Source organism: Mesorhizobium sp. ANAO-SY3R2 (assembly GCF_042466635.1).
In the GTDB taxonomy this organism is placed as follows: Bacteria; Pseudomonadota; Alphaproteobacteria; order Rhizobiales; family Rhizobiaceae; genus Aminobacter.
This window is the reverse complement of sequence record NZ_CP159954.1, coordinates 204,715-229,311: the sequence shown is the minus strand read 5'-3', so window position 1 is coordinate 229,311 and position 24,597 is coordinate 204,715. Positions and strand designations below refer to the sequence as shown.

Below are 24,597 nucleotides of genomic sequence, written 5' to 3'. Positions count from 1 at the left end.
AGACCCGCGCCGGGCAAGAGCAGCCATTGCAGCGGAGCATCGCATGCCCATCGAAATCAAAATGCCTTCGCTGTCGGCGGGTATGGAAGCGGGAACGCTCGCCCGCTGGCTCAAGGCCGAAGGCGACATGGTCGTCACTGGAGAAATTATTGCCGAGATCGAAACCGACAAGGCGACGATGGAGCTCGAAGCCACTGCCTCGGGCCGGATCGGCCGGCTGACCGTTGCGGCCGGCACCGCCGACATCAGGGTCGACAGTGTCATCGCCCTCATCCTGGCCGAGGGCGAGTCGGTGCTTGCCGCGCAAACTCCCGCGGCGGCACCGACACCAGTTGAAGCCGAGCTTGCTTTTGAGGCGGCTCCAGCGGGAACGGAAGCGCTCCAAGCATTGCGTGCCCGGGAACTTCGAGCTTTCGCCTCGCCGCTGGCGCGGCGATTGGCAGTTCAGAACGGCATCGACCTAGCCAGCATTTCGGGCAGCGGCCCGCGCGGCCGCATCGTGCGGCTCGACGTCGAGCGGGCAAGCGGGCAGCCGGCACTCGAGCCCGTCAAACCGGCGGCCCCTACAGTTGCACCGGCCCAGGTGGATCCGGCGATTGTCGAGCCTCACACCCGCGTGCCGCATTCCAGCATGCGCAAGGTGATTGCCCGGCGTCTGCTGGAAGCCAAGACGACGATCCCGCATTTTTATCTCGGCGTAGATTGCGAGATCGACGCGCTGCTGGCCCTGCGGGCGCAGATCAACGCCGGCCGTGACACTGATGCGCGCATCTCGGTCAACGACATGGTCGTCAAGGCGGCGGCGACAGCACTTCGCAAAGTTCCGGCGGCTAATGCGGTGTGGACCAGCGAGGCGATCCTGCTGCTCGAGCAGGTCGACATCTCGGTGGCGGTCGCCACCGATGGCGGGCTGATCACGCCGATCGTGCGCCGGGTCGACGAGAAGAGCCTCGGCGCGATCTCGCGCGAGATCCGCGACCTCGCAACGCGCGGCCGCGAGGGCCGGCTGAAGCCCGAGGATTTTCAGGGTGGCGGCTTTTCGGTCTCCAATCTCGGCATGTACGGCGTGCGCGAGTTCTCGGCGATCATCAACCCGCCGCAGAGCTGCATCCTGGCGGTCGGTGCCGCCGAGCGCCGGCCCATCTGCCGCGGCGACGACATCGTGGCTGCGACGATGATGTCGTGCACGCTGTCGGTCGACCACCGCTCTGTCGACGGCGCGCTCGGCGCGCAATTGCTGGCGGCCTTCAAGGCGGCGATCGAACAGCCGATGACGCTGCTTGTCTGAATGAGATAGCTGACCGGCCGGCGGCGCTGCGGGTCGCCGGGATTGCGGATCACGCTGCCCAATAGAGGTTAGACAAAAACCTCGTCGTGCTCCTGCAGTTTCAGGCGCGTGCGCCTGATGTGGCCTTCGAGCACCCGGGCCGCCTGTTCGCCGTCGCGGCGACGCAGCGCCTCGACAATGAGGAAATGCTCGTAATAGACCGCCTGCATCGAGCTGCTCTCTGCCTTGGCGGTGAAGGCGCGGCGATATTGCTGGGTGGTGTTCCAGAACTTGTCGATCATCTGCTGCAGATGCGGCATCTGCGCTCCCTGGTAGCTTAGCAGGTGGAACTGCCGGTCGAGCTGCAGGAACTCGTCAGTGTCGGCCGCCACCTCGATCTGGCGGGCCAGATCGGCCAGGCGCTCCAGCGTCTCTTCGGAAAGATTGGCGCAGCTCTCCGCCAGCGCCAGCGGCTCGACGCGCTCACGGATCTTGTAGATCTCGATGCACTCGGCCCGGTCGAGCTTGGACACCCAGGCGCCGCTGTTGGGCACCAGCACCACCAGCCCCTCGCTTTCGAGCCGCCTGAGCGCCTCGCGCACCGGAATGCGGCTGATGCCGAATTCCTCAGCCAGTTCTTCTTGGCGCACCCGGCTGCCCGGGGCCAGCCGCCCGCTGAGGATATCGGCGCGCAGCGTATTGGTAACGCGGCCGCTCGCCAATGCGGCGCCGCTGCTCTCGTCCGCGTCGCTGCCGCTGTGGTCGCTGGGGTGGGACATGTTGGTCAGACTCGCGGGATGCGTGTGGAATGGTTTCGGAGCATGGCAATATTACACCGCCGGATCAACCGGATGCCACAGGCGGCGCGAGGTCGTCTTCTCATAGGCCTTGCCGTGGGGGAAGCTCACCAGTTCGAATTGCATGCCCCATGGCGACAGAAAGTAGACCCAGGTCTGGCCGGCACTCGGGCCCGCTGTCCTGACGGTCGGCTCGCCGAGGACCCGCACGCCGCTTGCCTTGAGATAGGCCACCGCCGCGTCAATGTCATCGACATAGAAGGCCAGGTGATGGCCGCCGACGTCGCTGTTCTTCGGCTGGACCCTGTTCTGGTCGGGTGCGGCATATTCGAAAACCTCGAAATTGCTGCCATTCCTGCAGCGCAGGAACTTGAGCCGCTTCATTGTCGCGCGCGGATGCACGTTGAGATGCGTTTCCATCCAGTCGCCATCGGACGCAAACGGACCGAGTTCGTAGAACGGCTCGCAGCCCAGCACGTCGACGAAGAAGGTGACGGCCTCGTCCAGGTCGGGCACGGTGAAGCCGATATGGTCGGTGCCGCGCAGGCCGGGCAGGCCGCGTGGATTCGTGTCTTGTCCGGTCATTGCTGCATCGGCTTCGCACATAGGGCACACCTTCGATCATGCGCCCGGCTAGCACGGTGCATTTCTATAGAAGATATCCAATCATTCCGCATGTGCCAAATTATTTTGCGGTTTTCTACTGTGTACGGCGATAATTGTATCCATCGTGTTGACTCGGTAAACTGGCCGACGATAGCCTGCCGGGAATGAAACGGCCGACCTCAGGCACCCAGCCGAGCGGCAGCAGCATCGGGAGACACCATGGCAAGCGAACGCAATCCGGCCGACGGCATCGCCTTCGTCGACGGGTCCTACGTGCCCCTGGTGGAAGCGAGGATACCGCTCATCGATCGCGGCTTCGTCCGTTCGGACGCGACCTATGACGTGACCCATGTCTGGAACGGCTGCTTCTTCCGCCTCGACGACTATATCGGCCGTTTCCACGCCTCGATGGCCGGCCTGCGCATGAGCCTGCCCTATTCGAAGGCCGAGATCGCCGAAATCCTGACCGAATGCGTCCGTCGCAGCGGGCTGCGCGACGCCTATGTGCAGATGACCTGCACCCGTGGCGTGCCGCCGCGCGGCAGCCGCGACCCGCGCCTGTGCGAAAATCGCTTTTATGCCTTTGCCCAGCCTTTCGTCTGGATCGCCAATGATGAGCAGCGCCGCGATGGGCTGAAGATGGTGGTGAGTTCGGTGCAGCGCATTCCGCCCGAGGCGGTCGATCCCCGCATCAAGAATTTTCACTGGCTCGACCTGACCATGGGTATCTTCGAGGCCTATGACCGCGACGCCACCGTGGCGGTCCTCACCGACGGCGCCGGCAACATCACGGAGGGTGCCGGTTTCAACGTCTTCATCGTCCGCGACGGCGTGCTCGCCACCCCCGACCGCGGCGTGTTCGAGGGCATGACGCGCCGCACGGTGATCGAGATGGCGAAGGCGATGGGTCTCGGCTGCGAGGTCCGCGCCGTCTCGGTCGCCGAACTGCATGACGCCGACGAGGTGTTCATCACCAGCACCGCCGGCGGTGTCATGCCGGTAACGGTGGTGGACGGCCGCATCTTTGGCAATGGCAAGCCCGGCGCGCTGACCAGCCGCATCAACGACGTCTATTGGGCCGACCAGCACGCCGCCGGCCACGTCACCGAGATCGACTACGCACGATAGGGCAAGTGGCGTCCCAACGGGTGCGCGTCATGTATCTCGCTATTGGTGCTCGGCCTCGCCTCTACCCGTCCAGCGACGCCTCGATCATCCGCCTGGCGCTGTGCTCATCGGTGATCAGCACGGTGGGACGCAGCAGCTTCATCGCCCCCAGGAGTGCGTCGATCTTGTCGGCGCCGCCGGAGGTCAGGATGCGCATCGGCGCCCGCATGATGCGGTCGAGGTCGACCGACATGCCGAGCTCGTTGATCGGATGGTCGACCAGATTGCCGCCGCGGTCGAAGAAATGGAACAACAGGTCGCCGACGGCGCCCTTGGCAGCCAGCTTCTCGCGTTCGGCGTCGGTGAGGAAGCCGCCGCGATAAAAGGTGCTGGCCGAGCCGATGTCGCCGGCGCTGAGCAGCACCGCGTCGAGCGAATCGGCGAGCGCGAAGATTTCGGACAGGCCGCAGCGCTCGATCAGCGCCCGCTTGGTCTCGACGCTGTCGACCACGGCCGGTGCGGGGATGAGATAGCCGTCGCCCTGGAAGGCCTGGGCGAAGCGCCAGGCGAATTCCGCCGGGTTGGTGCGGCGCGCCACGCCGACGCCGCCGAGCAGCGAGATGACCCTGAAATCGCTGAGCGGCTTGCCGCTGATGTAGGGCAAGGTGCCGCTGAGCGTGCGGCCCCAGCCGACGCCAACCGACATGCCCGACTTCATCGCCTCGGACAGGTAGCCGCCGGTTGCCGCCCCGATCGCCGGGATGGGGTCGGAGGTCTCAGTGGAAAGTGGGGCGACGATCGCGCGCTGCACGCCGAATTTCTGTTCGAGCGCCCGTTCCTGCCTGATAATGTCGGAGAGGTCGCCCTCGATGGCGATCCTGACCTCGTTGCGGGCGCGCGCCTCGGCCAGCATGCGCACCACGGTGACGCGGCCGACACCGAGCACCTCGGCGATGTCGTTCTGCGTCATCTGCTCGATGAAATACATCCATGCCGCGCGGACGCGCAGCCGGTCGGCGCGGCTGTCGGACGGGGAGTTTTCGATGTCTGCGGACGTCTCGACGGCACGCGATTTTCCGCCCGATACTCTAGTGCCTTTGCTCACGCCGCTCCCCCTGCTTCGGTACACACCACTTTTCAAGTAACAGTGCCGAGGTCAAGCGCCCAACCGCGGCTAATGATTTGCAGTCCCGGGCAAACAATGCTGCAATGCCCTGGCGTTGGCGTGGCGCTGGGGGAATCGGTCGCCGGACCGCGCAACGCCTTGGTCTAAAGTGCCGGGGCGCTTCACTGCCTGAGGAGCCTGCCATGCTGAGAAGCCTCTCCGAGGAGGTCGTAGTCAACCTCAAGGATCGTTTGCGCGACGTGCGACATTTCGTTCGCGCCAGCCGCCACGACAATCCCGGCGGTCCGCGCCGGCCTGCGGGAACCGAGCCTTTCGCGCCGCCGCCCGAGATCGAGCGGCTGCTCGGACGCGCCGCGAGCGTGGTCGACGACACGCTGACGGTGGCCGAGACGCTGTCGCGGTCGCTGCTGCCGATCGTACGCCCAGACGACGGCGCCCGGCTGCATGGTTTCGACACCTATTTCGCCACAGGCAGCACCGCGGCTGTCGAGGGCGAGCGCCTGTTCCGCCGCGATGTCTATGCCGCGCTGAAGGCTGGCATGGGCAAAAGAACCGACAACCAGCCGCCACTGCACGAGGCCAGCCTTGCGCAGGCGCATCAGGCCATTCGCCGCAAGCATGGCACGGTTCTTGGAGCGATGCGCGAGGCCGGCCCCGACACTCGACTTGATGCCGTCGCCGAGGTTGCGGCAGCCACGCTGGTCGAGTTGCTCGCCAGTCAGCAATTCCAAAGCGGGCCCGCAGAAGATGCCTCTGACGACTATCCCGGCCTGCAGGCACTGGCGCCGGTGGCGCTTGCGGCAGGTATCGCCACGCTTTCGGCGTCCGGCCTGAGCGACGCCGACCTCATCGAGTCGGCAAGCATGGCGGTTGAGGCCCGCCGCGACCGCATCGTGCGGGTGCTCCATGGCGCCGAACCGGTGAAAGAACTCGCTGCTGTCTTCAGGACATTGCTGGCGCATTTGCCCTGAAGATCCTCAGTTGAGCTATGCGCCCAGTTCGGCGATGCGCTTCTTGGCGCGCTGGACCGAGGCCGGGCTCATCGACAGCTCGGTCAGGCCCATGCGGATGAACTGGGGGATCAGGTCCGGACGCCCGGCCGCCTCGCCGCACATGCCGACCATGATGCCGGCCGCAACGCCTGCGCGCGCGGTCATCTCGATCGCCGACATGACCGCGACGTTGGTGACGTCGTTGAGCTTGGCGACCGTCGGGTTGAGCCGGTCGGCGGCCATGATGTACTGGGTCAGGTCGTTGGTGCCGATGGAGAAGAAGTCGACTTCCTTCGCCAGTGCGGGCGCGATCAGCACCGCCGCCGGTGTCTCGATCATCACGCCCAGGCTGAACTCGCCGAAGGCTGTGCCTTCCGCGCGCAACTCGGCCTTGCAGGTCTCGATCAAGCTACGCGTCCGGCGCACCTCATCGATGTCAGACACCATCGGCAACATCACCTTGACGTTGCCGTGGACTGCTGCGCGCAGCAGCGCCCTAAGCTGCGGCTTGAAGATGTCGGGCCGGTCGAGGCACATGCGGATACCACGCCAGCCGAGGAAGGGGTTTTCCTCCTGCGGAAACTCGATGCCTGAAATCGGCTTGTCGCCGCCGATGTCGAGCGTGCGCACGATGACCGGATAGGGCGCGAAAGCGTTGGCCAGCGCCGCGTAGGTCTCGGCCTGCATGTCCTCGGACGGCAGGTGCATGTGGCGCATGAACAACAGCTCGGTGCGGAACAGGCCCACCCCCATGGCGCCGGCCTCGCGGGCGGCATCGATTTCTTCCAGCGAGCCGATATTGGCCGCCACCTCGATGACCGTGCCATCGGCGCGGCGCGGGGTCGCGTCCTTGAAGATCTTCAGCGCCTCGCGCTCGCGGGCGGCGTCGTCGATGCGTGCCTTGAAGCGGGCGCGGATATCGGCTGCCGGGTCGGCGACGATCTGGCCGCGATGGCCGTCGAGTGCGATTTCGCTGGCCTGGCGCAGTTCGTGAACCTGCTTGCCCATGCCGAGCACGGCGGGAATGCCATGGGCGCGGGCGATGATGGCGATGTGCGAGGTCGCCCCGCCATGGCCGCAGACAATGCCGCCGATGCGCTTCAGCGGCGCGCGTGCCAGATCCCAGGCGCCGATGTCCTCGGCGATCAGGATTGCACCCTGCGGAATGTCATCGAGGCTGGCGTCGGATTGGCCGAGCAGCGCCAGGCAGATCTGGCGGCCGACCGAATGCACGTCGTCGGCGCGGGCATTGAGATAGGGGTCGTCGACCTGCCCGAATTGCGCGGCGATCTTCGCGGCGGCGCCGATGACGGCCGAGACCGCGTCGATGCCGGAGCGGATCACGGCCACCACCTCGTCGCGCAGCTCGTCGTCGGCGGCGATGTCGCGAAGGGCTGCGACAATGCCGCGGTCGTTGGCCGACAGCGAATCCGAGGCGAGCGAAGCGTTCATACGCGCCTGCACCGTTTCGACTGCGTCCCTGAAGCGGGCGATCTCGCTGTCGATGTCGGTGGCCGAGAGCTTGCGGTTCTCCGGCTTGATCTCCTGGGGGAAATGGGGGAAGGCGCGACCGATGGCATAGCCCTCGCTCGCCGCCACGCCGCGCAGCGCACTGGGGATGTCTTCGTCTACGGCTGCGGGTTTCACCGGCTCGAGCTTCAGCGTCTCCTTGGCAATCGCCGTTGCATCCGGCTCGGCGGGTGCTGCTTCTTCCGCCAGTCCGGCGAGCGGGTTCTCGAGATAGCCGATCAGCGCCTCGACGGCCTCGATCTCGTCCGCGCCGCTGGTGCGGATCGTGACTTCGTCGTTTTCCTTGACGGCGAGCAGCATCAGCTTGACCGCGCTCTTGGCGCTGGCCGCCTTGCCGCCCTTGACGATCTCGACCTCGCTCTCGAAGCTCTTGGCGAGCTTTACGAAGCGGGTGGCGGGCCGGGCGTGCAGTCCTTCCTGCACTCTGACGATCGTCGAGCGTTCCATGGTCGGTCTCTCGTTTCAGTTCAATATGGCCGCGTCCGCACGCGGGCGATCAGCTGCCGATGGTGATGGCAGCATCTGTCTTCAGCGCGGCAACCAGCACCTCGCCGTCGATCGCCGAGGCGCAGATCTCGCCGGGCCGCTCGGCGGCGGGCGCGCCGTTGAAATTGATGACAACGTGGCCGATCTCGCGAACCTTGTTCCAGGCCGTCTCGCCCATGGCGGTGATCGTTCCCGTCAGTTCTCCGATGGAAATCGTGGCACCAACCGCTGGTGCTGCGTCGCTCGGCCCGACCTCGGCCCTGTGCAGCACCGACACCTCCGCCAGTTCCGGCGGGGCGCCGTCGGCGAACAGGATCAGCACGCCGCCTTCGGCCAGCTCCGCCACCTCGGGGCCGATTGCCGTGATGTGCGTCTTGAGATGAACCGACATGATCGAACCTTTTCTGCTGTGCCGTCGGCAGGCGGTGCCTGCCGAGGCTTCAATGATTGCACCGGGAATGTCCCGGGGGTGCCCGGCGACGGCGAAAGTCGCCGCCGGGCAGGATCTCAGAACACCACCAGGCTGACCGCCCAGGCGATGAGCACCGACACCGGGCCCATGATCTGGCGGCTGATGAGCACCGCTGGAACGCCGATCTCGATGGTCTTGGGCTTGGCTTCGCCGAGCGCCAGGCCAACCGGCACGAAATCGCAGCCGACCTGGGTGTTGTAGGCAAACAGCGCGGGCAGCGCCATTGCCGGCGAAATCGTGCCGTTGGCGATCTGCGGCCCGATGATCGCCACGCCGATCACCTGGGCGATGACCGCGCCCGGTCCCAGGATGGGCGACAGGAACGGCAGGCCGCAGATGGCCGAGATGATCAAAAGGCCGATGATGTTGTTGGCGAGCGGCCCCATTGGCTGGGCGAGAACGTCGCCGATGCCGGTGTAGAGGATCAGGCCGATCAGCATCGTCACGAACGCCATGAACGGCAGGACGTTGCGGACGACCTGGTCGATGGTGCGGCGGCCGGCATTGAAGAAGATGCCGACGACGCGGCCCATGATGCGGCCGACCCCGGAGATCAAGTTGACGAACCCGCCTTCGTCCTTATACGGCGCGTGTGCGGTCTTGGCGGCAGCGGTTGCGAACGAAGCACCGTTCGAAGTGTGCGCCGATGCGCCCGCCGATGTCACTGCTTCAGAACCGTCGGCCATGGCAATGTCCCCCTCCTTGACGCCCGACACGTAGATATCCTCGGTGATGAACTGGGCGAGCGGACCCGCCTGCCCCACCGGGGTGAGGTTGACGGTGGGAATGCGCTTGCGCGGATAGACGCCGCAGCGGGCCGTGCCGCCGCAATCCACCACGACCACCGCCATTTCGCCTTCGACCGGCGGCGACTTGAAGCCGTCGACCGCTTCGGCGCCGGTCAGTTCGGCGATGCGCGCGGCAACCGGATGGATGCCGCCGCCGGTGACCGAAACCACCTTGTTGCGCTCCGGGGTCGGCTGCACGACCAGGGGGCCGCCCCAGCCGGTCTTGCCGCGGGAGATCTTTACTGGCTTGTAAGACTTGGTCATCTCTCTGCCCCCGCCCTTACAGCTCGATGCCTTGGCGGCGCGCCATCATGGCGGTGATGCGCTCGGTCAGCATGCCCTTGAGCAGGATGACGACGAGGCCGACGAGGGCGTACCAGATGGCGACCTGGATGTGGTAGCCGCCGGGAACCGCGCCCTTCTTCTCGAGCTCGAGAAGTGCCACGAGGATGCCGCCCCAGACGAAATACTCGCCCGGATTGATGTGCGGGAACAGGCCGAGCGGCGGATGCACGTAAGACACCGCCGCGTCATAGAAGGCGGGCTTGTGCTTTTCTTCCAGGAACGAACCGAAGGTATAGGCCATCGGGTTGGTCAGGAAGAACACCGAGATCAGCGGCAACACCGTGTAGCGGGTCAGCGCGATGCGGCCTGCACCGCGGGCAATGCCGTGCACCCTCTCCTCGCCGACCAGTTCGGTCAGCGCGTAGAAGGCAGTCATCAGCACGACGAGCGTCGGGATGATGCCGGTGACGAAGCCGGCGAAAACCTCGCCGCCCTTCTGGAAGATGCCAATGAAATATTTGCCGATGCTGGTGAGCCAGCCGAGCTGCTCCTCCTGGGCAACGGTGTTGAGCTTTTCCTTGAACTGCTCGACGGTGATGTCGGTGCTCGCCTGGGCAAGCACGACCAGATCGTTCGTTGCCCCCTTCACGGCGAGCTTGCCGTGAATTGCAGCATCCGTGGCCATGGAGCCTGCGACATGCAGGTTCTGAACGGCCATGTCGGCGTGCTGCGCCAACATAGAAAGGACTGACATTTCTCCTCCTTGATATCCCAACCCCAACGAGATCGCCTCGAAGTGGTGCCCCTACTCACCCACAGGCTTGAGCCCGGCCAGGCCGGACCCCTTTGGCTCGAGCCGTGCGCGGTCGACTTGTGCGACCGCCCGTTTCACGGCTTCCGCCACACCGGCTTCCCCCTCTCCCAGAACCGCGGGATTGGACCGGAGCTGATCGAGGGACGTGCCCTCGTAATTTTCGTATCTGCGAAACTTGGCGAACACCGACCGGCCGGTCATGATCAGCAGGCGCTGGACCACCAGGTCCGGCGTCACCACCAACAGAACGATCGTGCCCTTGCCGAACCGGCCGCGAAAGTTGCCCGCGCCGACATAGCCATCCTGGTATTTTGACGTGATGCCCTTGAAGACGTCGGAGTAATGCCGCATCTGGAGCCAGACGCCGAGCGATTGCAGCGCCCAGACGCAGCCCAGAAGCAGCAATCCCCACTGCCAGATTGCCATTTGGCGCTTCCTCCCGAAGTCCCTCAAGAGCAGCCGAAACAGCGGCCACTCGCATATCGATCAAAGAACATTTGTCTTTACGAATGTCAATATGTATAACACAAGGCGTCCCGATACGGTGCCTCGATCCACAGCGGCATTTGGCATTGTGCCTGCCGGTGGTATCGTCCCGCAAGGGCAGGAGCGTTGCGACGATGGATCTTCTCTTCAAGAACGAGTTGGCGCTGGTGCCTGACCTGGGCCACCGGCTCCGGCAGTTGCGCTGGTTCCGCGCAACCTATCGCAACAGCGCCCGCGCCGTCACCGCCCGCTATGGCATCCGCTTCGACATCGACGAAAAGAAACTGACCCGCATCTTTCTCGACTGGGTCGAGATCGTGAATGCCCAGAAATCCTATGCCCGGCTCGACCGTGCCGACTTCATCGTCTACGCCGCCGGCCTCGCACTCAAGGAACTGATCCGCCAGGCGCCGACCCGCGTGATCGCCACGCCGGCGGCAGGCGCCGCCGCGCCGGAGCTTTCGATCCCCGAGATCGTGCGGTTCTGGCCCGAGGGCTTCGTCCACACCAATTTCTGCGTTTGCGCCATTGCTGCCGTGTTCGAGCAGGAATTCGGCACCACGCCCGAACTCGCCGCCTGCGCCGATGATCTCCGGACCTGGTGGTCCTACAGGGAAAACACGGCTGAAATGCCGGCCTATGCGGTCGCCTATCTCGACCGGTTTCTTGGCGCCGAGCCGAACTGGCTCGCCCCCGACGCGCCCGAAGAGCGCAGCGCCATGCAACGCGCGCTGTCAGTGCAGCCCAAGCCCAACGCCATCGGCCACGGCTGAACCCGGCATCATCGGTCCGCCTTCGTCACGGTCAGTGGCGGGACTCCCATTGTGACAACCCTCGACAGGCGCAGCATGCGCGATTTCAGGAGACGGACTTGGACAGCTTGGTGATTTTCGACTGCGACGGCGTGCTGGTCGACAGCGAACCTCTGGCGGCACAGGCCTATGTGCGCGCCTATGCCAGGAACGGCCTGCCGATCAAAGCGGAGGTGATCTCGCATGGCGTCGGCATGAAGCAGGCCGACATCATCGTCAAGATCCACGAACTGACAGGCCATCTGCTGCCCGACCATGCCACCGGCGACATCTGGGGTGAAACCAAGGCGCTGTTCACCGAGCAACTGCAGTCGACGTCTGGCCTGCCGGCGTTTATCTCCGGCCTGAAGGTGGCGCGCTGCGTCGCCTCCTCGTCGTCGCTCGAACGCATCCATCACAGCCTGGCGGTGACCGCCCTTGCCGATCATTTCGGCGAGGCGATCTTCAGCTCGTCGATGGTGGCGCGCGGAAAGCCGGCGCCCGACATCTTCCTCCATGCCGCCAAGAAGATGGGCTTCGATCCCGCCCGCTGCGTGGTGATCGAGGATTCGCGCTATGGTGTGCAGGGCGCGGTCGCAGCCGGCATGACCGCGATCGGCTATGTCGGCGGCGGCCACACCCATGACGGCCACGGGCCGGAACTTTTGGCCGCCGGCGCTGCGGTCATCGGCAAGAATTGGGACGAGGTTTCTTCCGCGCTGCGCGAGCGGGGATTTATCTAGGTAGAGCCAACAATGGGGATTTACCCCCTCACCCGGCCCTCCGGGCCACCCTCTCCCCGTTGGGGAGAGGAGATGTACGAGCGCTTGCGCTCAGTCTTGTGAAGAACGGCTGCCGAGGCTCGGAGCTGGTGTAGGCAGCCGACAAACCTCCTCTCCCCAACGGGGAGAGGGTGGCCGAGCGAAGCGGAGGTCGGGTGAGGGGGCTATCGCCTCGACCGCCGAGGAGAGGTTACGCCCGCGCCATCTCCAGTAGGATCTTCAGCACCTGCTCGCGGCGCTCGACCTGCGGCATGTGGCCGGTGGCGGCGAAGGCGTGCAGCGCCACCTCGCCCGGCAGCCCGGCCGACTGGCTTGCCGGGATGATCCGGTCGTTGGCGCCGACTATGACGCGGACCGGGATGCGCAAGCCTGACAGAATCCCCCTGATGTCGAAGGTCTGGGTGCCGTCGGCGAAGAAGCGGTCGGCGATCCCGGCCTGCACACTGCGCAGTTCCGTATCCGCTGCCTGCGCCAGCGTCGCATTGACGAAGGGCTTTGACAGCACCTGCTCGTCGGCGACCAGGAGCCTGAGCCACGGCATCAGGCTCGCCTCGCTTTTCGCCCGCGCGAAGCCGTCGAGGAACGCGCCGTTGATTTCCGGGCCCAACCCGGCCGGAGCGACAAGCGCCAGCGCCCTGACATCGGCGAGACCACGCGCAACAACCGTTGCCGCCACTGCACCGCCGAAGGAATGGCCGGCCAGCACGACCGGGCCCACGTCGAGCGCATCAAGCGTCGCCTCGACCTCAGCCGCAATGGCGTCGAGATCGGCGGGCACCTCGCGGGGCGAGCCGCCATGGCCGGGCAGGTCGAGCGCCAGGATCGGCGCGTCGGTGGCCCCGCCCGCCAGCATCGGCCGCCAGCTATTGAGGTCGGCGCCGAAACCATGGAGCAGGACGATCGGACGCCCTTCGCCCTGGCGGAGCCAGGCGAAGTTCAGCGGTGCCGCGCCAGCGGACCGTTTTGGCGCCGGCCGCGGCTGGGAGGATGCCGGCGGCCTGGAAACTGTGGGAGCTGGCTCGGTCGTGGCCATGCGCTTCGGCGCGGCGATCATCGCCTCGACGTCCTTGCGCATGACCCTGCCCTTCGGGCCCGAGCCGGCGATGGCATCCAGCGCAAGGCCCGCGCCGGCCGCGAGCCGGCGGGCAAGTGGCGTCGCACGTGTGCCGTCGACCTTCAGCGGTTGGACGATCTCGACCCGAGCGAGGGAAACGGCTGGTGCAGTCTCAATGATGGAACTTCCGGCCTCGGCAACGGCGGCCTGAGCTTCAGCCGCAACGGGCTTTGCCGCCGCCACCTCGCCCTCGGCATAGATCCAGGCGACGGCTTCGCCGACGGGGATGTCGATGCCTTCCTTGCCGGTGACATCGCGCAGGATGCCACTGGCCGGCGCGTCGATCTCCATCGCCGCCTTGTCGGTCTCGATCTCGAACAGCAGGTCGCCCTTCTTGACCGCAGCACCTTCGTCGACATACCAGCGCGAGATACGCCCGGTCGCCATGTCCATGTCGACCTTGGGCAGAATGACTTCGACCGCCATGGCCTAGCGACTCCCCGAAACGAGGCTGCGCGCGGCGGCCAGAATGTCGGGCACCTGCGGCACGGTCGCCTTTTCCAGTTCAGGATTGTAGGGGATCGGCGTCTCGGCGCCGCCGAGACGGACGATCGGCGCGTCGAGGAAGTCGAAGGCCTCGCTTTCGGCGATCATGGCGCTGACTTCGGCGCCGACGCCGAGCGTCTTCACGCCCTCATAGACGCAGAGCAGCCGCGAGGTCTTCTTGACGCTTTCAATGACGGTGTCCTTGTCCATCGGCCTGATGGTGCGCAGGTCGACGACCTCGACATCGATGCCCTCGGCTGCCAGCGTCTGGGCGGCTTCGAGCGCCTTGTGCACCATGATGGAGGTTGCAACGATGGTGAGGTCGCGGCCCTCGCGGCGCACCTCGGCCTTGCCGATCGGCACGGTGTAGTAGCCCTCAGGCACCGGCCCCTTGGTCTTGTAGAGCAGCTTGTGTTCGAAGATCATCACCGGGTCGGGATCGGCAACAGCTGCCAGCAGCATGCCCTTGGCGTCGTGCGGCGTCGCCGGTTGGATGACCTTGAGACCCGGCACGTGGCCGAGCCAGGCCTCGATGCTCTGGCTGTGCTGGGCCGCGGCCCCGGTGCCTGAGCCGGCGGGAAAGCGCATGACCACGGGCACCGAGACCGCGCCGCCGAGCATGTAGCGCATCTTGGCGGCCTGGTTGACGATCTGCTCCATGGCGAGCGTGGCGAAATCGGAGAACTGGAATTCGAAGATCGGCCTGAGGCCGGTCACCGCAGCACCTACCGCGACACCGGCGCCGCCGAGTTCCGAGATCGGAGTGTCGATGACGCGGTCGGCGCCGAAGCGCTCGACCAGGTCGCCGGTCACCTGGAAGGCGCCGCCATAGACGCCGATGTCCTCGCCCATCAGGAAGACGCGTTCGTCGGTCTCCAGGGCGATTGCCATCGCCTCCTGGATCGCCTGGGCATAGCTCAGTTCGCGCACGGCCTGATCCATCACACAGTCTCCGTATAGACGTAGCGTTCGAGATTGCGGATCTCGGGCGACGGGCTTGCCTTGGCGAATTCGATGCCGTCGGCAATCTCCTTGCGCACCGTCTCGCGGATCGCTTCGATGCCGGACTGGTCGATGACGCCGAACTCCATCAATTCGTTCTCGAAACGCACGATCGGATCGCGGTTGGTCATCCAGTCCTCGATCTCTTCCTTGGTGCGGTAGCGGTTGCGGTCACTCTTGGAATGGCCGCGATAGCGATAGGTCTTGGATTCGATCAGCGTCGGTCCCTCGCCCGCGCGGGCGCGCCGGACCGCCTCGTGGCTGGCTTCCGCCACCTCCGACAGCACGTTGCCGTCGACGATCACGCCCGGCATCGAGTAGGCTGCAGCACGGTCGGCGATGTTCGGCACCGCCGTCGAGCGCGCCGTCGAGGTCGACATGCCGTAGCCGTTGTTCTCGCAGACGAAGATGACCGGCAGCTTCCACAGCGACGCCATGTTGAGCGCCTCGTGGAAGGCGCCTTCGTTGTTGGCGCCGTCGCCGAAGAACGACACGACGACGCGGTTCGATTTCAAGCGCTTGGCGGTGAGCGCCGCGCCCACGGCGATCGGAATGCCGCCGCCGACGATGCCGTTGGCGCCGAGATTGCCGGTGCTGACATCGGCGATGTGCATCGAACCGCCGCGGCCGCGGCAATAGCCCGTCGTCTTGCCGAAGAACTCGGCGAACATCTTGGCGACTTCACCACCCTTGGCAATGCAATGGCCATGGCCGCGATGGGTCGAGGTGATCTGGTCGTCGACGGTGAGCGGCATGCAGATGCCCATGGCGCTCGCTTCCTGGCCGATCGACAGGTGCATCGTGCCGTGGATCAGGCCGCGCATGTAGGATTCTTCCGCGCCCTCTTCGAACTGGCGGATGAGATACATCTTGTGCAGCGCCTGCTTCAGCCGCTCGGCGCTGTATTCGCGGTAGATGAAAGGCAGGTTGGCGCCGGAGGGCAGTTCCTTGGATATCGCTTGCGCCATGTTCATGCCCCTGCCCCATACACCAGTCTGTCCTGCCGTGCTCTCAGCTCGGCGATCTTCGAGCCCGGCGCCACGGCCGCGTTGGCGTAGCTGATGAGCTCGCCCTTCTTGATCGGGGCAGTGACCGTGCCACCCTGCAGCAGGCCGCAAGGGATCGCCTTGGCCGCGCGCGCTTCGGGCGCTGTCATGATCCAGGCGCGGTAGCAATATTCGCCGATGGCATCGAGTTTTTCGCCCGGAGCCATGTCCTTCTTGGCCACCGCGCAGACCTCAGCCACGGGCTTTGCCAGCGGCACCATGTCGGCCTTGCCGTAGAGCACGACCCGCGCGCAGGTCAGCGGCACTTCGAGCGAGGTCAGATGATAGGGCCGGTGGAAGGTGAAATACGGACCATGGCCCATCTTGAGGTCCTCCATGCGCTCGCGGATGCGCGGATGCGACATGTCGGCGACGACGAAGACGCCGGGCGCGACCCCCTTGCCGATGGTGTAGTCGACGACGCCGACCTTCGACAAAACACCGCCGTCCTTTTCGGGGACGAGAACCTTGTTGAGCTCGCCCAGCGTCGCCGCCGGCCCATGCATGCCGGCCTTGTCGGGCACCAGCCCGGTGGCATTGGCGATCGCCGCCATCTCGACCATGGTCTTCGAGCCGTCGACGAACTCGACCAGCATGCGCACGTTCATGTTGCGGCGCTTGGCTTCCTCGGCATAGTCGTGCGGCACGGCGTCGATGTTGAGCGGGTTGTTCTTGCCCTTGCCGGCGGCGACGATGGTGTGGCCCATCGCCGAGACAAACTCGATCAGTTCCATGCACGACGACGGCTCGTCGCCGGCGCCGAGCGAATAGGTGACGCCGAGCCGGTCGGCCTCGGACTTGAGATAGGCGCCGATGGTGACGTCCGCCTCGACATTCATCATGACCAGATGCTTGCCGTGCTCCATGGCGCGCAGGCCGATCTCGGCGCCGACCGCCGGCACGCCGGTGGCGTCGATGACGACGTCGATCAGGCCGCTGTTGAGGATCAGGTCGGCGTCGTTGGTGACGGCAATCTTGCCGGCCTCGATGGCGTCGCTCAGTGCCGCGGCGGTTCCCACCTCACGCGCATGGCCCGGCTCCTGATAGGCGATGTCGGCGGCGCGGTGTGCCGCCTCGGGGTGGAGCTCGGAGATCGCGCCGATCTCGATGCCGGGCATGTGCGCCACGCGGGTGACGATGTCGGTGCCCATCTCGCCGCAGCCGATCAGGCCGATGCGGATCGGCTTGCCCGATTTTCCGCGCTCGACAAGGTCACGCGCCAAGCCGACCGGAGCGACGTTGATAGCCATCTGAATGGTCCTCCCACGAAAGGCGAGCAGTTGCTCTTCGTGGTCGAGTGGTATTGAACATATGTATTTGTGTCAATACGAATGTCCATGTTCTGGGCGTGAATGCCGATACAATTCACATGCAGGGAGGGCAAATGTGCGCGATCCGCGCGCGCTCGTGCGGCGGCGCAAATGCAAAAAGCCCGGATCTGGGGACCCGGGCGCAGGCTGTGTGGGGAATTGTCGGTTTCGGACTTAAAGCGCAGTCAGGCGCAGGAGATCAGCTTACTGGGGGTACTATGCCCGCGGGGTGATATTGAGGGCCGCGCCGTAGTGGCCTGCCCCGCGCACCGCCATCGCGCACTATGTCGAGGCGGCTTCCGCTTTAGTGGAAACCGCCGTGCGACCCTGTCGCCGATCAGGACTTGGGGTTCTGGCCTGGCTTCTGGCTGTCCAGCTTTGCCTGGGCGTGCCAGTCGAAGTCGATCGAGCCTTCCTGGGCCTTGTGGAAGAACTGCGAGCAGACGAGCCAGCCTTTCAGCGGGCGCAGCAGGGCCATGCAGCTCAGCACGGTCAAGGGCAGCGTGATGAACACGTGAACCCATAGCGGCAGGCCGAATGCGGTCTGGAACCAGACGCCGAAGGCAAGCGCCGGAACGGCGGCGATGGTCATGGCGAAGAAGGCGGGACCATCGGCGGGGTCGGCAAAGGAATAGTCGAGGCCGCAGACCTCGCAGCGCGGCGCGAGCTTGAGAAATCCGGAGAACAGGTGCCCCATCTGGCAGCGCGGGCACAGCCCCATCGCGCCGGTCTTCATCGGATTGTCGGTCGGCGTGAAGCCTTCCGCCTTGTATCTGCTCTGCGGCATGCTCGGGTCCTTTCTCGGGTCGCGAGCGCCAGTGCAAGCCGGCTCGCGTGCCCTCAATTTTGCGTACATAGGGCACTGCCAACCGGGCCGCAAGAGCGTCATGCATATAATTGGCATACACTACATACAATTATAGCAGTTCTGACAAATTGTATGTTTATTGATGGGGCAATTTGTCCGCATGGACATTCCGCTGCACGAGGATCAGGATGCACATGGTCTTGTTGCTTTGATCACTACGCGCTGACTGCCGGCACGCTTTCAGCACCTTCCATCAGCCGCCCGCGACGTGGCTAGGCTTGCAGGAGAGGTCCCTGATGTTTGGCCTGACAGCACTCGAACTGGCCCGCATACAGTTCGGCTTCACCGTCTCGTTCCACATCATCTTTCCGGCCATCACCATCGGGCTGGCGAGCTATCTGGTCGTTCTGGAAGGGTTCTGGCTGTGGAAGCGCGATCCCGTCTACCGCGACCTCTATCACTTCTGGTCGAAGATCTTCGCCGTCAACTTCGCCATGGGCGTCGTCTCCGGGCTGGTCATGGCCTACCAGTTCGGCACCAACTGGAGTTACTTTTCGTCCTTTGCCGGTTCGATCACCGGGCCGTTGCTTGCCTATGAGGTGCTGACGGCCTTTTTCCTCGAAGCCGGGTTTCTCGGCGTCATGCTGTTCGGCTGGAACAGGGTCGGACCCGGCCTGCACTTCTTTTCGACCATCATGGTGGCGCTGGGCACGCTGATCTCGGCGACCTGGATCCTCGCCTCCAACAGCTGGATGCAGACCCCTCAAGGCTTCGAGATCGTCAATGACGTCGTCGTGCCGGTCGACTGGATCGAGGTGATCTTCAACCCTTCCTTCCCCTACCGCCTGGCGCATATGACGGTGGCGGCCTACCTGTCGACGGCCCTGTTCGTCGGTGCGTCCGCCGCCTGGCATCTGCTGCGCGGCAACGACAACAACCGCATCCGCACCATGCTGTCGATGGCGATGTGGATGCTGCTCGTCTCGGCACCCGTGCAGATCTACATCGGCGACCTGCACGGCCTCAATACGCTCGAGCACCAGCCCGCCAAGATTGCGGCGATGGAGGGCCACTGGGAAAACAAGCCCGGAGAAGCCGTGCCGCTGACCCTGTTCGGCTGGCCCGACATGAAGCGGGAAGAGACGCTTTTCGCGCTGAACGTCCCGCATCTCGGCAGCCTCATCCTCACCCACAAATGGGATGGCCAGATCCCGGGCCTCAAGGAATTCGCCCCGGAAGACAGGCCGAACTCGACGGTGGTGTTCTGGAGCTTCCGCGTCATGGTCGGGCTCGGCCTGCTGATGCTGCTGCTCGCCGTCTGGGGACTATGGCTGAGGTGGAAGCGCGGGCTGTACGACACCAGGGCATTCCTGCGCTTCGCCACCGTCATGGGGCCGGCCGGCCTGATTGCCATCATAGCCGGCTGGTTCACCACCGAGATCGGCCGCCAGCCCTGGGTCGTCTATGGCGTCATGCGCACCGCGGACGCCGTGTCGAACCACTCGGTGCTGGCCATGAGCGCCACGCTGGCGATCTTCGTCGTGGTCTATTTCATCGTCTTCGGCGTCGGCACGAGCTACATGCTGAAGCTGGTCGCGAAAGGGCCTGAAAGCGAAGAGCAAGGCCCGGAGGGCGACGAGTGGTCCGGCCGGCCGGCCCGCCCGCTTTCGGCCGCGCACGAGCAGATGGACATGCTGGCTCCGGCCCACCACGACAGGAAAGGCTGAACCATGGGCATCGATCTCCCTGTAGTCTGGGCCGTCATCATCGCTTTCGGACTGATGATGTATGTCATCATGGACGGATTCGATCTCGGCATCGGCATCCTGTTTCCCTTCGTGCGCGACCGCGAGGACCGCGACACCATGGTCAACACGGTGGCCCCTGTCTGGGACGGCAACGAAACGTGGCTGGTGCTCGGCGGCGCGGCCCTCATGGCCGCCTTCCCGCTCGCCTATGCGACCATCCTGAGTGCGCTCTATCTGCCCCTGGTGCTGATGCTGCTCGGCCTGATCTGGCGCGGTGTCGCCTTCGAATTCCGCTTCAAGGCCGACGAGCACCACAAGCCGTTCTGGGATCGCGCCTTCTCCGTCGGCTCCTATGTCGCAACCTTCTTCCAGGGCGTGTCGCTCGGTGCCTTCCTCAACGGCTTCCCGATGGAAAACGGCTCCTTTGCCGGCGGCGCGCTGGATTGGCTGACGCCGTTCAGCCTGTTCACCGGCCTCGGGCTGGTCGTCGCCTATGCCCTGCTCGGCAGCACATGGCTGATCATCAAGACCGAGGGCGCGCTGCACGACCGCATGGTAGCGTTGGCGCGGCCGATCACGCTGGCGCTGATCGCCGTCATCGGCATCGTCAGCCTTTGGACGCCGCTCGCCCATCCCGCCATCGCCGAGCGCTGGTTCAGCTTCCCCAACATAATCCTGTTTTCGCCGGTGCCGGTGCTGGTGCTGGTCTGCGGCTGGGCGATCCTGCGCAGCCTGCGCAGTGACGGGGCGCATGCCGCGCCGTTCCTGCTGGCGCTATGCCTGCTGTTCTTGGGTTACAGCGGGCTCGGCATCAGCCTGTGGCCCTACATCATCCCGCCTGCCATCACCATCCGCGAGGCCGCCGCCCCGCCCCAGAGCATGGGATTCGCGCTGGTCGGCGCGCTGTTCATCATCCCCTTCATCCTCGGCTACACCGCCTGGTCCTACTACGTCTTCCGCGGCAAGGTGAAAGCCGGCGAGGGTTATCATTGATGGCGGCCCCGCCGCGACCGCCGGTGTCCTGGCCGAAGCGCATCGGCTGGCTGGTGCTGATCTGGGCGGCGAGCGTCGCCGCGCTCGGCGTCGTCGCCTATCTTTTCCGCTTTCTGATGGGGCTGGCCGGGCTGACCGTCTGACTTGGCTTCTATACGACCATCGCGGACATGGTGGATTTCTGAGCAAGCAGTTCGGCGACCGTGCGCAGGCCGGCGGCGAGCGAGGCGCGGTCAGGCGCTGCTCCCAGTCCCAGCCGAACCGCGTCCTCGGCATGTCCCGAAACCGAGAACGCATCGCTGGTCACCACGCCAATCCCCACCGAGCGCAGGCGCGCGGCAAAGTCGCTGCGCGTCCAATGGTCGGGCAGCCTGAGCCAGGCGTGGAAGCCTTCGGGGTCCGTTTGCACGAGATCGGCCGGCAAGGTCTCGGCCACGATCGCCTGCCTGAGCTTCGCTTCATGCCTGATTGCTGCCAGCACGGACTGGGCGACGCCGCTTTCGATCCAGCGGGTGGCAATGGCCGCCGTCAGCGGCGAGGCCATGCCGGCGGTGGCGCGGACGGCGCTCTCGAGATCGGCGCTGCCGTGAGCGCTGGGCATCACGACATAGGCGACGCGAAGGGCCGGCGAGACGCATTTGGCAAGACCGGCGATGTGGTAGGTGATGTCGGGCGCAAGTGCGGCGAACGGCGCCACCGGCCTGGCCGGCAGGGCGCCATAGGCGTCGTCCTCGATGATCGGCACCTGGTGTTCCCGCGCGATCGCGACGATCTGTTCGCGCCGTGCCAGCGAAAGTGTTGCCGTCGTCGGATTGTGCAGCGTGGGTGTGCAGTAGAGCGCCTTTGGCGCACGTGCGCGGCACAGTTCCTCGAAGGCCTCGGGGATCAGGCCGCCCGCATCCATTGCCTCGGCTTCGACCCGAATGCGCAGATGCCTGGCAACGGCGAGTAAGCCCGGATAGCTCAGCGCTTCGGCGCAGACCGTTTCGCCCGGGCCGGCGATGGCGCCGAGCAGCGCCAGCAGCGCTCCTTGCGCGCCGGGCGTGACGAGCAGCCGGCCGGGATCGAGATCGCCCAGACGCGGCGCCAGCCAGGCGGCGCCGGCGGCGCGGTCGCGCGAACTGCCGCCGGCCTCCTGATAGCGCATCAACAGATCAAGGCCCGCACTAGCCTGTAGATCGGCGATGCCACCCCACATTTGGGCCGCCAGTTCAGGCGCATCGAAGCGCGGCGGCAGGTTCATGCTCATGTCGATGATGCCGGTGGCCGCCGTGGCTGGGGCAGCCTGGGGCTGCGCGCGCACATAGGTCCCTTGCCCGACGCGGCCCTCGACCAGTCCGCGCTTGCGCGCCTCGGCATAGGCGCGGCTCACCGTCGTGAAGTCGATGCCGAGCTGGTCGGCAAGCGTCCGCTGCGGCGGCAGGCGAAATCCGGCAGGCAGCCGCCCGGCCCCGATATCGGCCGACAGCGCATCGGCGATCGCGAGATAGAGAGGTCCCAATGTCTTTGAGATCGAAGGTGACCAGTTCGTCGCCGTCATGCCGCAGCCCGCTCCATCAATTTCTGCATATATATGCAAAATGTATGCGAATTGCCACGCCGATCCCTCCCTTCCGTACCGGTACGGCGAATTGGCCGGCTAAAAGCCGCAATTCCCAGCCTATTCCTTGCAGCCCAAGGTGCGATCTGATTCCCTTGGCGAAATCGATTCGGCCGTGGGCGCTGCGCAGGAAACCAAAACCATGACCACTTCCAACAAATCCGAGATCTCGGAAATGAGACCGAAGCTGACCGTGATCGGCGTCGGCGGCGGCGGCGGCAACGCCGTCAACAACATGATCGCCGAGGGGCTTGAGGGCACCGAATTCATCGTCGCCAATACCGATGCCCAGGCGCTCACCATGTCGAAGGCCACGCGGCTGGTTCAGCTCGGCGCGCTCGTCACCGAGGGTCTGGGCGCGGGATCGCTGCCCGAGGTCGGACAGGCGGCAGCCGAGGAATCGATCGACGAGATCATGGATCAGCTGTCGGGCACACACATGTGCTTCGTCACCGCCGGCATGGGCGGCGGCACCGGAACTGGTGCTGCGCCGGTGATTGCCCGGGCCGCACGCGCGGCCGGCATCCTCACGGTCGCCATCGTCACCAAGCCGTTCGCTTTCGAGGGTAAGCGCCGCATGCAGATGGCCGAACAGGGCATCGAGCTCTTGCGTCAGGCCGCCGATACGGTGATCGTCATCCCCAACCAGAACCTGTTCCGGATAGCGACGGCAAAGACCACCTTCGAGGACGCCTTCAGCATGGCCGACAAGGTCCTCTATTCCGGCGTCAGCTGCATCACCAATCTCATCGTCAAGGAAGGCCTGATCAATCTCGACTTCGCCGACGTGAAGACGGTGATGCGCGGCATGGGTCGGGCGATGATGGGCACCGGCATCGGCACGGGCGAGAACCGCGCCAGCAAGGCCGCCGAAGCTTCGATCGCCAATCCGCTGATCGACGAGAGCTCGATCAAGGGCGCCCGCGGCGTGCTGATCTCGATTTCGGGCGGCATGGACATGACGCTGTTCGAAGTCGACGAAGCCGCGACCCGGATTCGCGAAGAGGTCGGCGACGATGCCGACATCATCGTCGGCTCCATCTTCGACACCTCGCTCGAGGGGCAGTTCAAGGTATCCGTCGTCGCCACCGGACTGGCCGAACAGCCATCGCAGAGCGACACGGTCATCATGCGCGGCCAGTCGGTGCTGGGCGCGGAGCGGCAGGTTCACTGAGACCAGAGCCCCGTTCCGATCGAATCGGCATGGGGCTCGATGTTCCTGTAGGAGCATCCGCTGCTCGGGATCATGAGTGGCACGTCCCGGCGGACGCGGCACCTCACCCGAGCAGGGTGCGGGTCAGCGGATGGGCCGGATCGGCCAGACCGTCGATGACGCTGAAATGATGCCTGTCCGGTTCCACGACCGCATTGGTGGTGGCGCCGAGGCCGGTCCAGATATTGGCGAGCAAGGCGTTCTGGCGCAGGAACTCGGCGCGTTCGCCGCCGCCGACCCAGCAGGTGATGCGGGCGCGCGCCGTCGGGCGCAGCAGTGCCGGGCTCTCGGTCAAGGCCTCGGCTTCGTCGATCCCCAGCGTCGCGTTCATGCCGGTCTGCATCAGTGGGCGCAAGTCATGCACGCCTGATATCGACACGACATTGCGGATGCGGGCGAGCACGTCGGGCGCGAGCGGGCTCGCTTCGGCAATCATCCGGCTGACCAGATGCCCGCCCGCCGAATGACCTGTCAGCATGATGGGACCCTCGACCATCGCCGCCGCAGCGCCGATCGCCGCGCCGATTTCCTTCACGATGTGAGCGATGCGGACTTCCGGGCAGAGCGTGTAGGACGGCATCGCCACCGCATAGCCATTGGCCACCGGCCCAGCGGCCAGATGCGACCAGAAGCTCTTGTCGAGCGCCATCCAGTAGCCGCCGTGCACGAACACGACGAGGCCCCTCGGCGTCCCCTCGGGCATGAACAGGTCGAAGCGGTTGCGGGGCGCGTCGCCATAGGCAATGTCGAGTCTTGCCCTGCCTGCCGCCGAAAGCGCGTCGCGAAAAGCCTGGGCCGGCTCGACCCATGCTGTGGGCCAGCGGTCGCCACCGGCGATGTTTGCGCCATTGGTGTAGGCGTTGTCCCAATCGACGACATGATGTTCGAGCATCGGCGCCCTCCCCTGACGGCATAGCTTGAAGGGCATAGCAATGAGGACCATCGGCG

General features: G+C 65.4%; 24 protein-coding genes. 9 read left to right on the top strand and 15 right to left on the bottom strand.

Features of this window, described 5'->3' with window-relative positions:
* Positions 1-43: 43 nt before the first annotated feature.
* Positions 44-1,288: a pyruvate dehydrogenase complex dihydrolipoamide acetyltransferase gene (locus ABSY17_RS03900; protein WP_378941801.1), complete on the top strand. Its 1,245-nt coding sequence runs from the start codon at positions 44-46 to the stop codon at positions 1,286-1,288.
* Positions 1,289-1,356: 68 nt separating this feature from the next.
* On the opposite strand, the gene ABSY17_RS03895 is transcribed toward ABSY17_RS03900, so the two are convergent.
* Both ABSY17_RS03895 and ABSY17_RS03890 read right to left on the bottom strand, forming a co-directional pair.
* Positions 1,357-2,046 (bottom strand): GntR family transcriptional regulator, encoded by a 690-nt coding sequence (locus ABSY17_RS03895; RefSeq protein WP_378941798.1) that lies wholly within the window; start codon positions 2,044-2,046, stop codon positions 1,357-1,359.
* A 51-nt stretch (positions 2,047-2,097) separates the two neighbouring features.
* Positions 2,098-2,649: a VOC family protein gene (locus ABSY17_RS03890; protein WP_378941796.1), complete on the bottom strand. Its 552-nt coding sequence runs from the start codon at positions 2,647-2,649 to the stop codon at positions 2,098-2,100.
* A 240-nt stretch (positions 2,650-2,889) separates the two neighbouring features.
* Between ABSY17_RS03890 and ABSY17_RS03885 the strand changes: the two genes are divergently transcribed.
* On the top strand, positions 2,890-3,798 hold the full coding sequence (locus ABSY17_RS03885; RefSeq protein WP_378941794.1) for an aminotransferase class IV: 909 nt from the start codon (positions 2,890-2,892) through the stop codon (positions 3,796-3,798).
* A 61-nt stretch (positions 3,799-3,859) separates the two neighbouring features.
* Here the strand turns inward: ABSY17_RS03885 and ABSY17_RS03880 are convergent, their stop codons facing one another.
* On the bottom strand, positions 3,860-4,822 hold the full coding sequence (locus ABSY17_RS03880) for a sugar-binding transcriptional regulator (protein ID WP_378942554.1): 963 nt from the start codon (positions 4,820-4,822) through the stop codon (positions 3,860-3,862).
* A gap of 263 nt (positions 4,823-5,085) precedes the next feature.
* Between ABSY17_RS03880 and ABSY17_RS03875 the strand changes: the two genes are divergently transcribed.
* Positions 5,086-5,874, top strand: coding sequence for a hypothetical protein (locus tag ABSY17_RS03875; RefSeq protein ID WP_378941792.1), 789 nt, complete (start codon positions 5,086-5,088; stop codon positions 5,872-5,874).
* 15 nt (positions 5,875-5,889) lie between these two features.
* Here the strand turns inward: ABSY17_RS03875 and ptsP are convergent, their stop codons facing one another.
* The 5 genes from ptsP to ABSY17_RS03850 all read right to left on the bottom strand — a co-directional run bounded on the left by ptsP (position 5,890) and on the right by ABSY17_RS03850 (position 10,696).
* Positions 5,890-7,872, bottom strand: coding sequence for a phosphoenolpyruvate--protein phosphotransferase (gene ptsP / locus ABSY17_RS03870; protein WP_378941790.1), 1,983 nt, complete (start codon positions 7,870-7,872; stop codon positions 5,890-5,892).
* 49 nt (positions 7,873-7,921) lie between these two features.
* A complete protein-coding gene (locus tag ABSY17_RS03865; protein WP_378941788.1) occupies positions 7,922-8,302 on the bottom strand; it encodes a PTS glucitol/sorbitol transporter subunit IIA in 381 nt (126 codons plus the stop codon).
* A gap of 116 nt (positions 8,303-8,418) precedes the next feature.
* Positions 8,419-9,435 carry a PTS glucitol/sorbitol transporter subunit IIB gene (locus tag ABSY17_RS03860; RefSeq protein ID WP_378941785.1) on the bottom strand — a complete coding sequence of 339 codons (1,017 nt, stop codon included), beginning with the start codon at positions 9,433-9,435 and terminating at the stop codon, positions 8,419-8,421.
* A 16-nt stretch (positions 9,436-9,451) separates the two neighbouring features.
* A complete protein-coding gene (locus tag ABSY17_RS03855) occupies positions 9,452-10,210 on the bottom strand; it encodes a PTS glucitol/sorbitol transporter subunit IIC (protein WP_378941783.1) in 759 nt (252 codons plus the stop codon).
* 51 nt (positions 10,211-10,261) lie between these two features.
* Complete coding sequence (locus ABSY17_RS03850; RefSeq protein ID WP_378941781.1) at positions 10,262-10,696, bottom strand: transcriptional regulator GutM; 435 nt, start codon at positions 10,694-10,696, stop codon at positions 10,262-10,264.
* Between the two features lie 194 nt (positions 10,697-10,890).
* Here ABSY17_RS03850 and ABSY17_RS03845 point away from each other — a divergent pair, with 194 nt between their 5' ends.
* Positions 10,891-11,529, top strand: a complete 639-nt coding sequence (locus tag ABSY17_RS03845) for a hypothetical protein (RefSeq protein WP_378941778.1) — start codon at positions 10,891-10,893, stop codon at positions 11,527-11,529.
* 98 nt (positions 11,530-11,627) lie between these two features.
* Positions 11,628-12,290, top strand: coding sequence for an HAD family hydrolase (locus ABSY17_RS03840; RefSeq protein ID WP_378941776.1), 663 nt, complete (start codon positions 11,628-11,630; stop codon positions 12,288-12,290).
* A 229-nt stretch (positions 12,291-12,519) separates the two neighbouring features.
* Here the strand turns inward: ABSY17_RS03840 and ABSY17_RS03835 are convergent, their stop codons facing one another.
* The 5 genes from ABSY17_RS03835 to ABSY17_RS03815 all read right to left on the bottom strand — a co-directional run bounded on the left by ABSY17_RS03835 (position 12,520) and on the right by ABSY17_RS03815 (position 18,074).
* Complete coding sequence (locus ABSY17_RS03835) at positions 12,520-13,869, bottom strand: acetoin dehydrogenase dihydrolipoyllysine-residue acetyltransferase subunit (RefSeq protein WP_378941774.1); 1,350 nt, start codon at positions 13,867-13,869, stop codon at positions 12,520-12,522.
* 3 nt (positions 13,870-13,872) lie between these two features.
* Positions 13,873-14,871 (bottom strand): alpha-ketoacid dehydrogenase subunit beta, encoded by a 999-nt coding sequence (locus tag ABSY17_RS03830; protein WP_378941772.1) that lies wholly within the window; start codon positions 14,869-14,871, stop codon positions 13,873-13,875.
* Entirely contained in the window at positions 14,871-15,899 is a 1,029-nt protein-coding gene (locus tag ABSY17_RS03825) for a thiamine pyrophosphate-dependent dehydrogenase E1 component subunit alpha (RefSeq protein ID WP_378941770.1), read from the bottom strand. Before ABSY17_RS03825 ends, ABSY17_RS03830 begins: the two co-directional genes overlap by 1 nt.
* Before the next feature lie 2 nt (positions 15,900-15,901).
* Complete coding sequence (locus ABSY17_RS03820) at positions 15,902-17,227, bottom strand: NAD(P)H-dependent oxidoreductase (RefSeq protein WP_378941767.1); 1,326 nt, start codon at positions 17,225-17,227, stop codon at positions 15,902-15,904.
* A gap of 397 nt (positions 17,228-17,624) precedes the next feature.
* Positions 17,625-18,074, bottom strand: coding sequence for a DUF983 domain-containing protein (locus ABSY17_RS03815; RefSeq protein ID WP_378941765.1), 450 nt, complete (start codon positions 18,072-18,074; stop codon positions 17,625-17,627).
* A gap of 317 nt (positions 18,075-18,391) precedes the next feature.
* On the opposite strand from ABSY17_RS03815, the gene ABSY17_RS03810 reads away from it, so the two are divergent.
* Genes ABSY17_RS03810 through ABSY17_RS03800 form a run of 3 tightly spaced genes read left to right on the top strand, consistent with a single transcriptional unit; the run spans position 18,392 to position 20,979 of the window.
* A complete protein-coding gene (locus ABSY17_RS03810) occupies positions 18,392-19,822 on the top strand; it encodes a cytochrome ubiquinol oxidase subunit I (protein WP_378941763.1) in 1,431 nt (476 codons plus the stop codon).
* Positions 19,823-19,825: 3 nt separating this feature from the next.
* On the top strand, positions 19,826-20,836 hold the full coding sequence (gene cydB / locus ABSY17_RS03805) for a cytochrome d ubiquinol oxidase subunit II (protein ID WP_378941761.1): 1,011 nt from the start codon (positions 19,826-19,828) through the stop codon (positions 20,834-20,836).
* A complete protein-coding gene (locus ABSY17_RS03800) occupies positions 20,836-20,979 on the top strand; it encodes a DUF2474 domain-containing protein (RefSeq protein ID WP_378941758.1) in 144 nt (47 codons plus the stop codon). Before cydB ends, ABSY17_RS03800 begins: the two co-directional genes overlap by 1 nt.
* A gap of 8 nt (positions 20,980-20,987) precedes the next feature.
* Here the strand turns inward: ABSY17_RS03800 and ABSY17_RS03795 are convergent, their stop codons facing one another.
* Complete coding sequence (locus tag ABSY17_RS03795) at positions 20,988-22,376, bottom strand: PLP-dependent aminotransferase family protein (protein ID WP_378941756.1); 1,389 nt, start codon at positions 22,374-22,376, stop codon at positions 20,988-20,990.
* 202 nt (positions 22,377-22,578) lie between these two features.
* Here ABSY17_RS03795 and ftsZ point away from each other — a divergent pair, with 202 nt between their 5' ends.
* Positions 22,579-23,610, top strand: a complete 1,032-nt coding sequence (ftsZ, locus tag ABSY17_RS03790; RefSeq protein WP_378941754.1) for a cell division protein FtsZ — start codon at positions 22,579-22,581, stop codon at positions 23,608-23,610.
* A 103-nt stretch (positions 23,611-23,713) separates the two neighbouring features.
* Here ftsZ and ABSY17_RS03785 read toward each other — a convergent pair whose 3' ends face one another.
* Positions 23,714-24,541: an alpha/beta hydrolase gene (locus tag ABSY17_RS03785; RefSeq protein WP_378942517.1), complete on the bottom strand. Its 828-nt coding sequence runs from the start codon at positions 24,539-24,541 to the stop codon at positions 23,714-23,716.
* Between the last annotated feature and the right edge of the window lie 56 nt (positions 24,542-24,597).

What these genes read in the sequence shown, in the direction of transcription:
- ABSY17_RS03855 (WP_378941783.1), bottom strand. Translation starts at nt 10,210, where the DNA reads ATGTCAGTCCTTTCTATGTTGGCGCAGCACGCCGACATGGCCGTTCAG.
- ABSY17_RS03820 (WP_378941767.1), bottom strand. Translation starts at nt 17,227, where the DNA reads ATGGCTATCAACGTCGCTCCGGTCGGCTTGGCGCGTGACCTTGTCGAG.
- ABSY17_RS03830 (WP_378941772.1), bottom strand. Translation starts at nt 14,871, where the DNA reads ATGGATCAGGCCGTGCGCGAACTGAGCTATGCCCAGGCGATCCAGGAG.
- ABSY17_RS03900 (WP_378941801.1), top strand. Translation starts at nt 44, where the DNA reads ATGCCCATCGAAATCAAAATGCCTTCGCTGTCGGCGGGTATGGAAGCG.
- ptsP (WP_378941790.1), bottom strand. Translation starts at nt 7,872, where the DNA reads ATGGAACGCTCGACGATCGTCAGAGTGCAGGAAGGACTGCACGCCCGG.
- ABSY17_RS03810 (WP_378941763.1), top strand. Translation starts at nt 18,392, where the DNA reads ATGTTTGGCCTGACAGCACTCGAACTGGCCCGCATACAGTTCGGCTTC.
- ABSY17_RS03850 (WP_378941781.1), bottom strand. Translation starts at nt 10,696, where the DNA reads ATGGCAATCTGGCAGTGGGGATTGCTGCTTCTGGGCTGCGTCTGGGCG.
- ABSY17_RS03835 (WP_378941774.1), bottom strand. Translation starts at nt 13,869, where the DNA reads ATGGCGGTCGAAGTCATTCTGCCCAAGGTCGACATGGACATGGCGACC.
- ABSY17_RS03895 (WP_378941798.1), bottom strand. Translation starts at nt 2,046, where the DNA reads ATGTCCCACCCCAGCGACCACAGCGGCAGCGACGCGGACGAGAGCAGC.
- ftsZ (WP_378941754.1), top strand. Translation starts at nt 22,579, where the DNA reads ATGACCACTTCCAACAAATCCGAGATCTCGGAAATGAGACCGAAGCTG.
- ABSY17_RS03860 (WP_378941785.1), bottom strand. Translation starts at nt 9,435, where the DNA reads ATGACCAAGTCTTACAAGCCAGTAAAGATCTCCCGCGGCAAGACCGGC.
- cydB (WP_378941761.1), top strand. Translation starts at nt 19,826, where the DNA reads ATGGGCATCGATCTCCCTGTAGTCTGGGCCGTCATCATCGCTTTCGGA.
- ABSY17_RS03815 (WP_378941765.1), bottom strand. Translation starts at nt 18,074, where the DNA reads ATGCCGCAGAGCAGATACAAGGCGGAAGGCTTCACGCCGACCGACAAT.
- ABSY17_RS03825 (WP_378941770.1), bottom strand. Translation starts at nt 15,899, where the DNA reads ATGGCGCAAGCGATATCCAAGGAACTGCCCTCCGGCGCCAACCTGCCT.
- ABSY17_RS03885 (WP_378941794.1), top strand. Translation starts at nt 2,890, where the DNA reads ATGGCAAGCGAACGCAATCCGGCCGACGGCATCGCCTTCGTCGACGGG.
- ABSY17_RS03785 (WP_378942517.1), bottom strand. Translation starts at nt 24,541, where the DNA reads ATGCTCGAACATCATGTCGTCGATTGGGACAACGCCTACACCAATGGC.
- ABSY17_RS03890 (WP_378941796.1), bottom strand. Translation starts at nt 2,649, where the DNA reads ATGACCGGACAAGACACGAATCCACGCGGCCTGCCCGGCCTGCGCGGC.
- ABSY17_RS03875 (WP_378941792.1), top strand. Translation starts at nt 5,086, where the DNA reads ATGCTGAGAAGCCTCTCCGAGGAGGTCGTAGTCAACCTCAAGGATCGT.
- ABSY17_RS03800 (WP_378941758.1), top strand. Translation starts at nt 20,836, where the DNA reads ATGGCGGCCCCGCCGCGACCGCCGGTGTCCTGGCCGAAGCGCATCGGC.
- ABSY17_RS03845 (WP_378941778.1), top strand. Translation starts at nt 10,891, where the DNA reads ATGGATCTTCTCTTCAAGAACGAGTTGGCGCTGGTGCCTGACCTGGGC.
- ABSY17_RS03865 (WP_378941788.1), bottom strand. Translation starts at nt 8,302, where the DNA reads ATGTCGGTTCATCTCAAGACGCACATCACGGCAATCGGCCCCGAGGTG.
- ABSY17_RS03795 (WP_378941756.1), bottom strand. Translation starts at nt 22,376, where the DNA reads ATGACGGCGACGAACTGGTCACCTTCGATCTCAAAGACATTGGGACCT.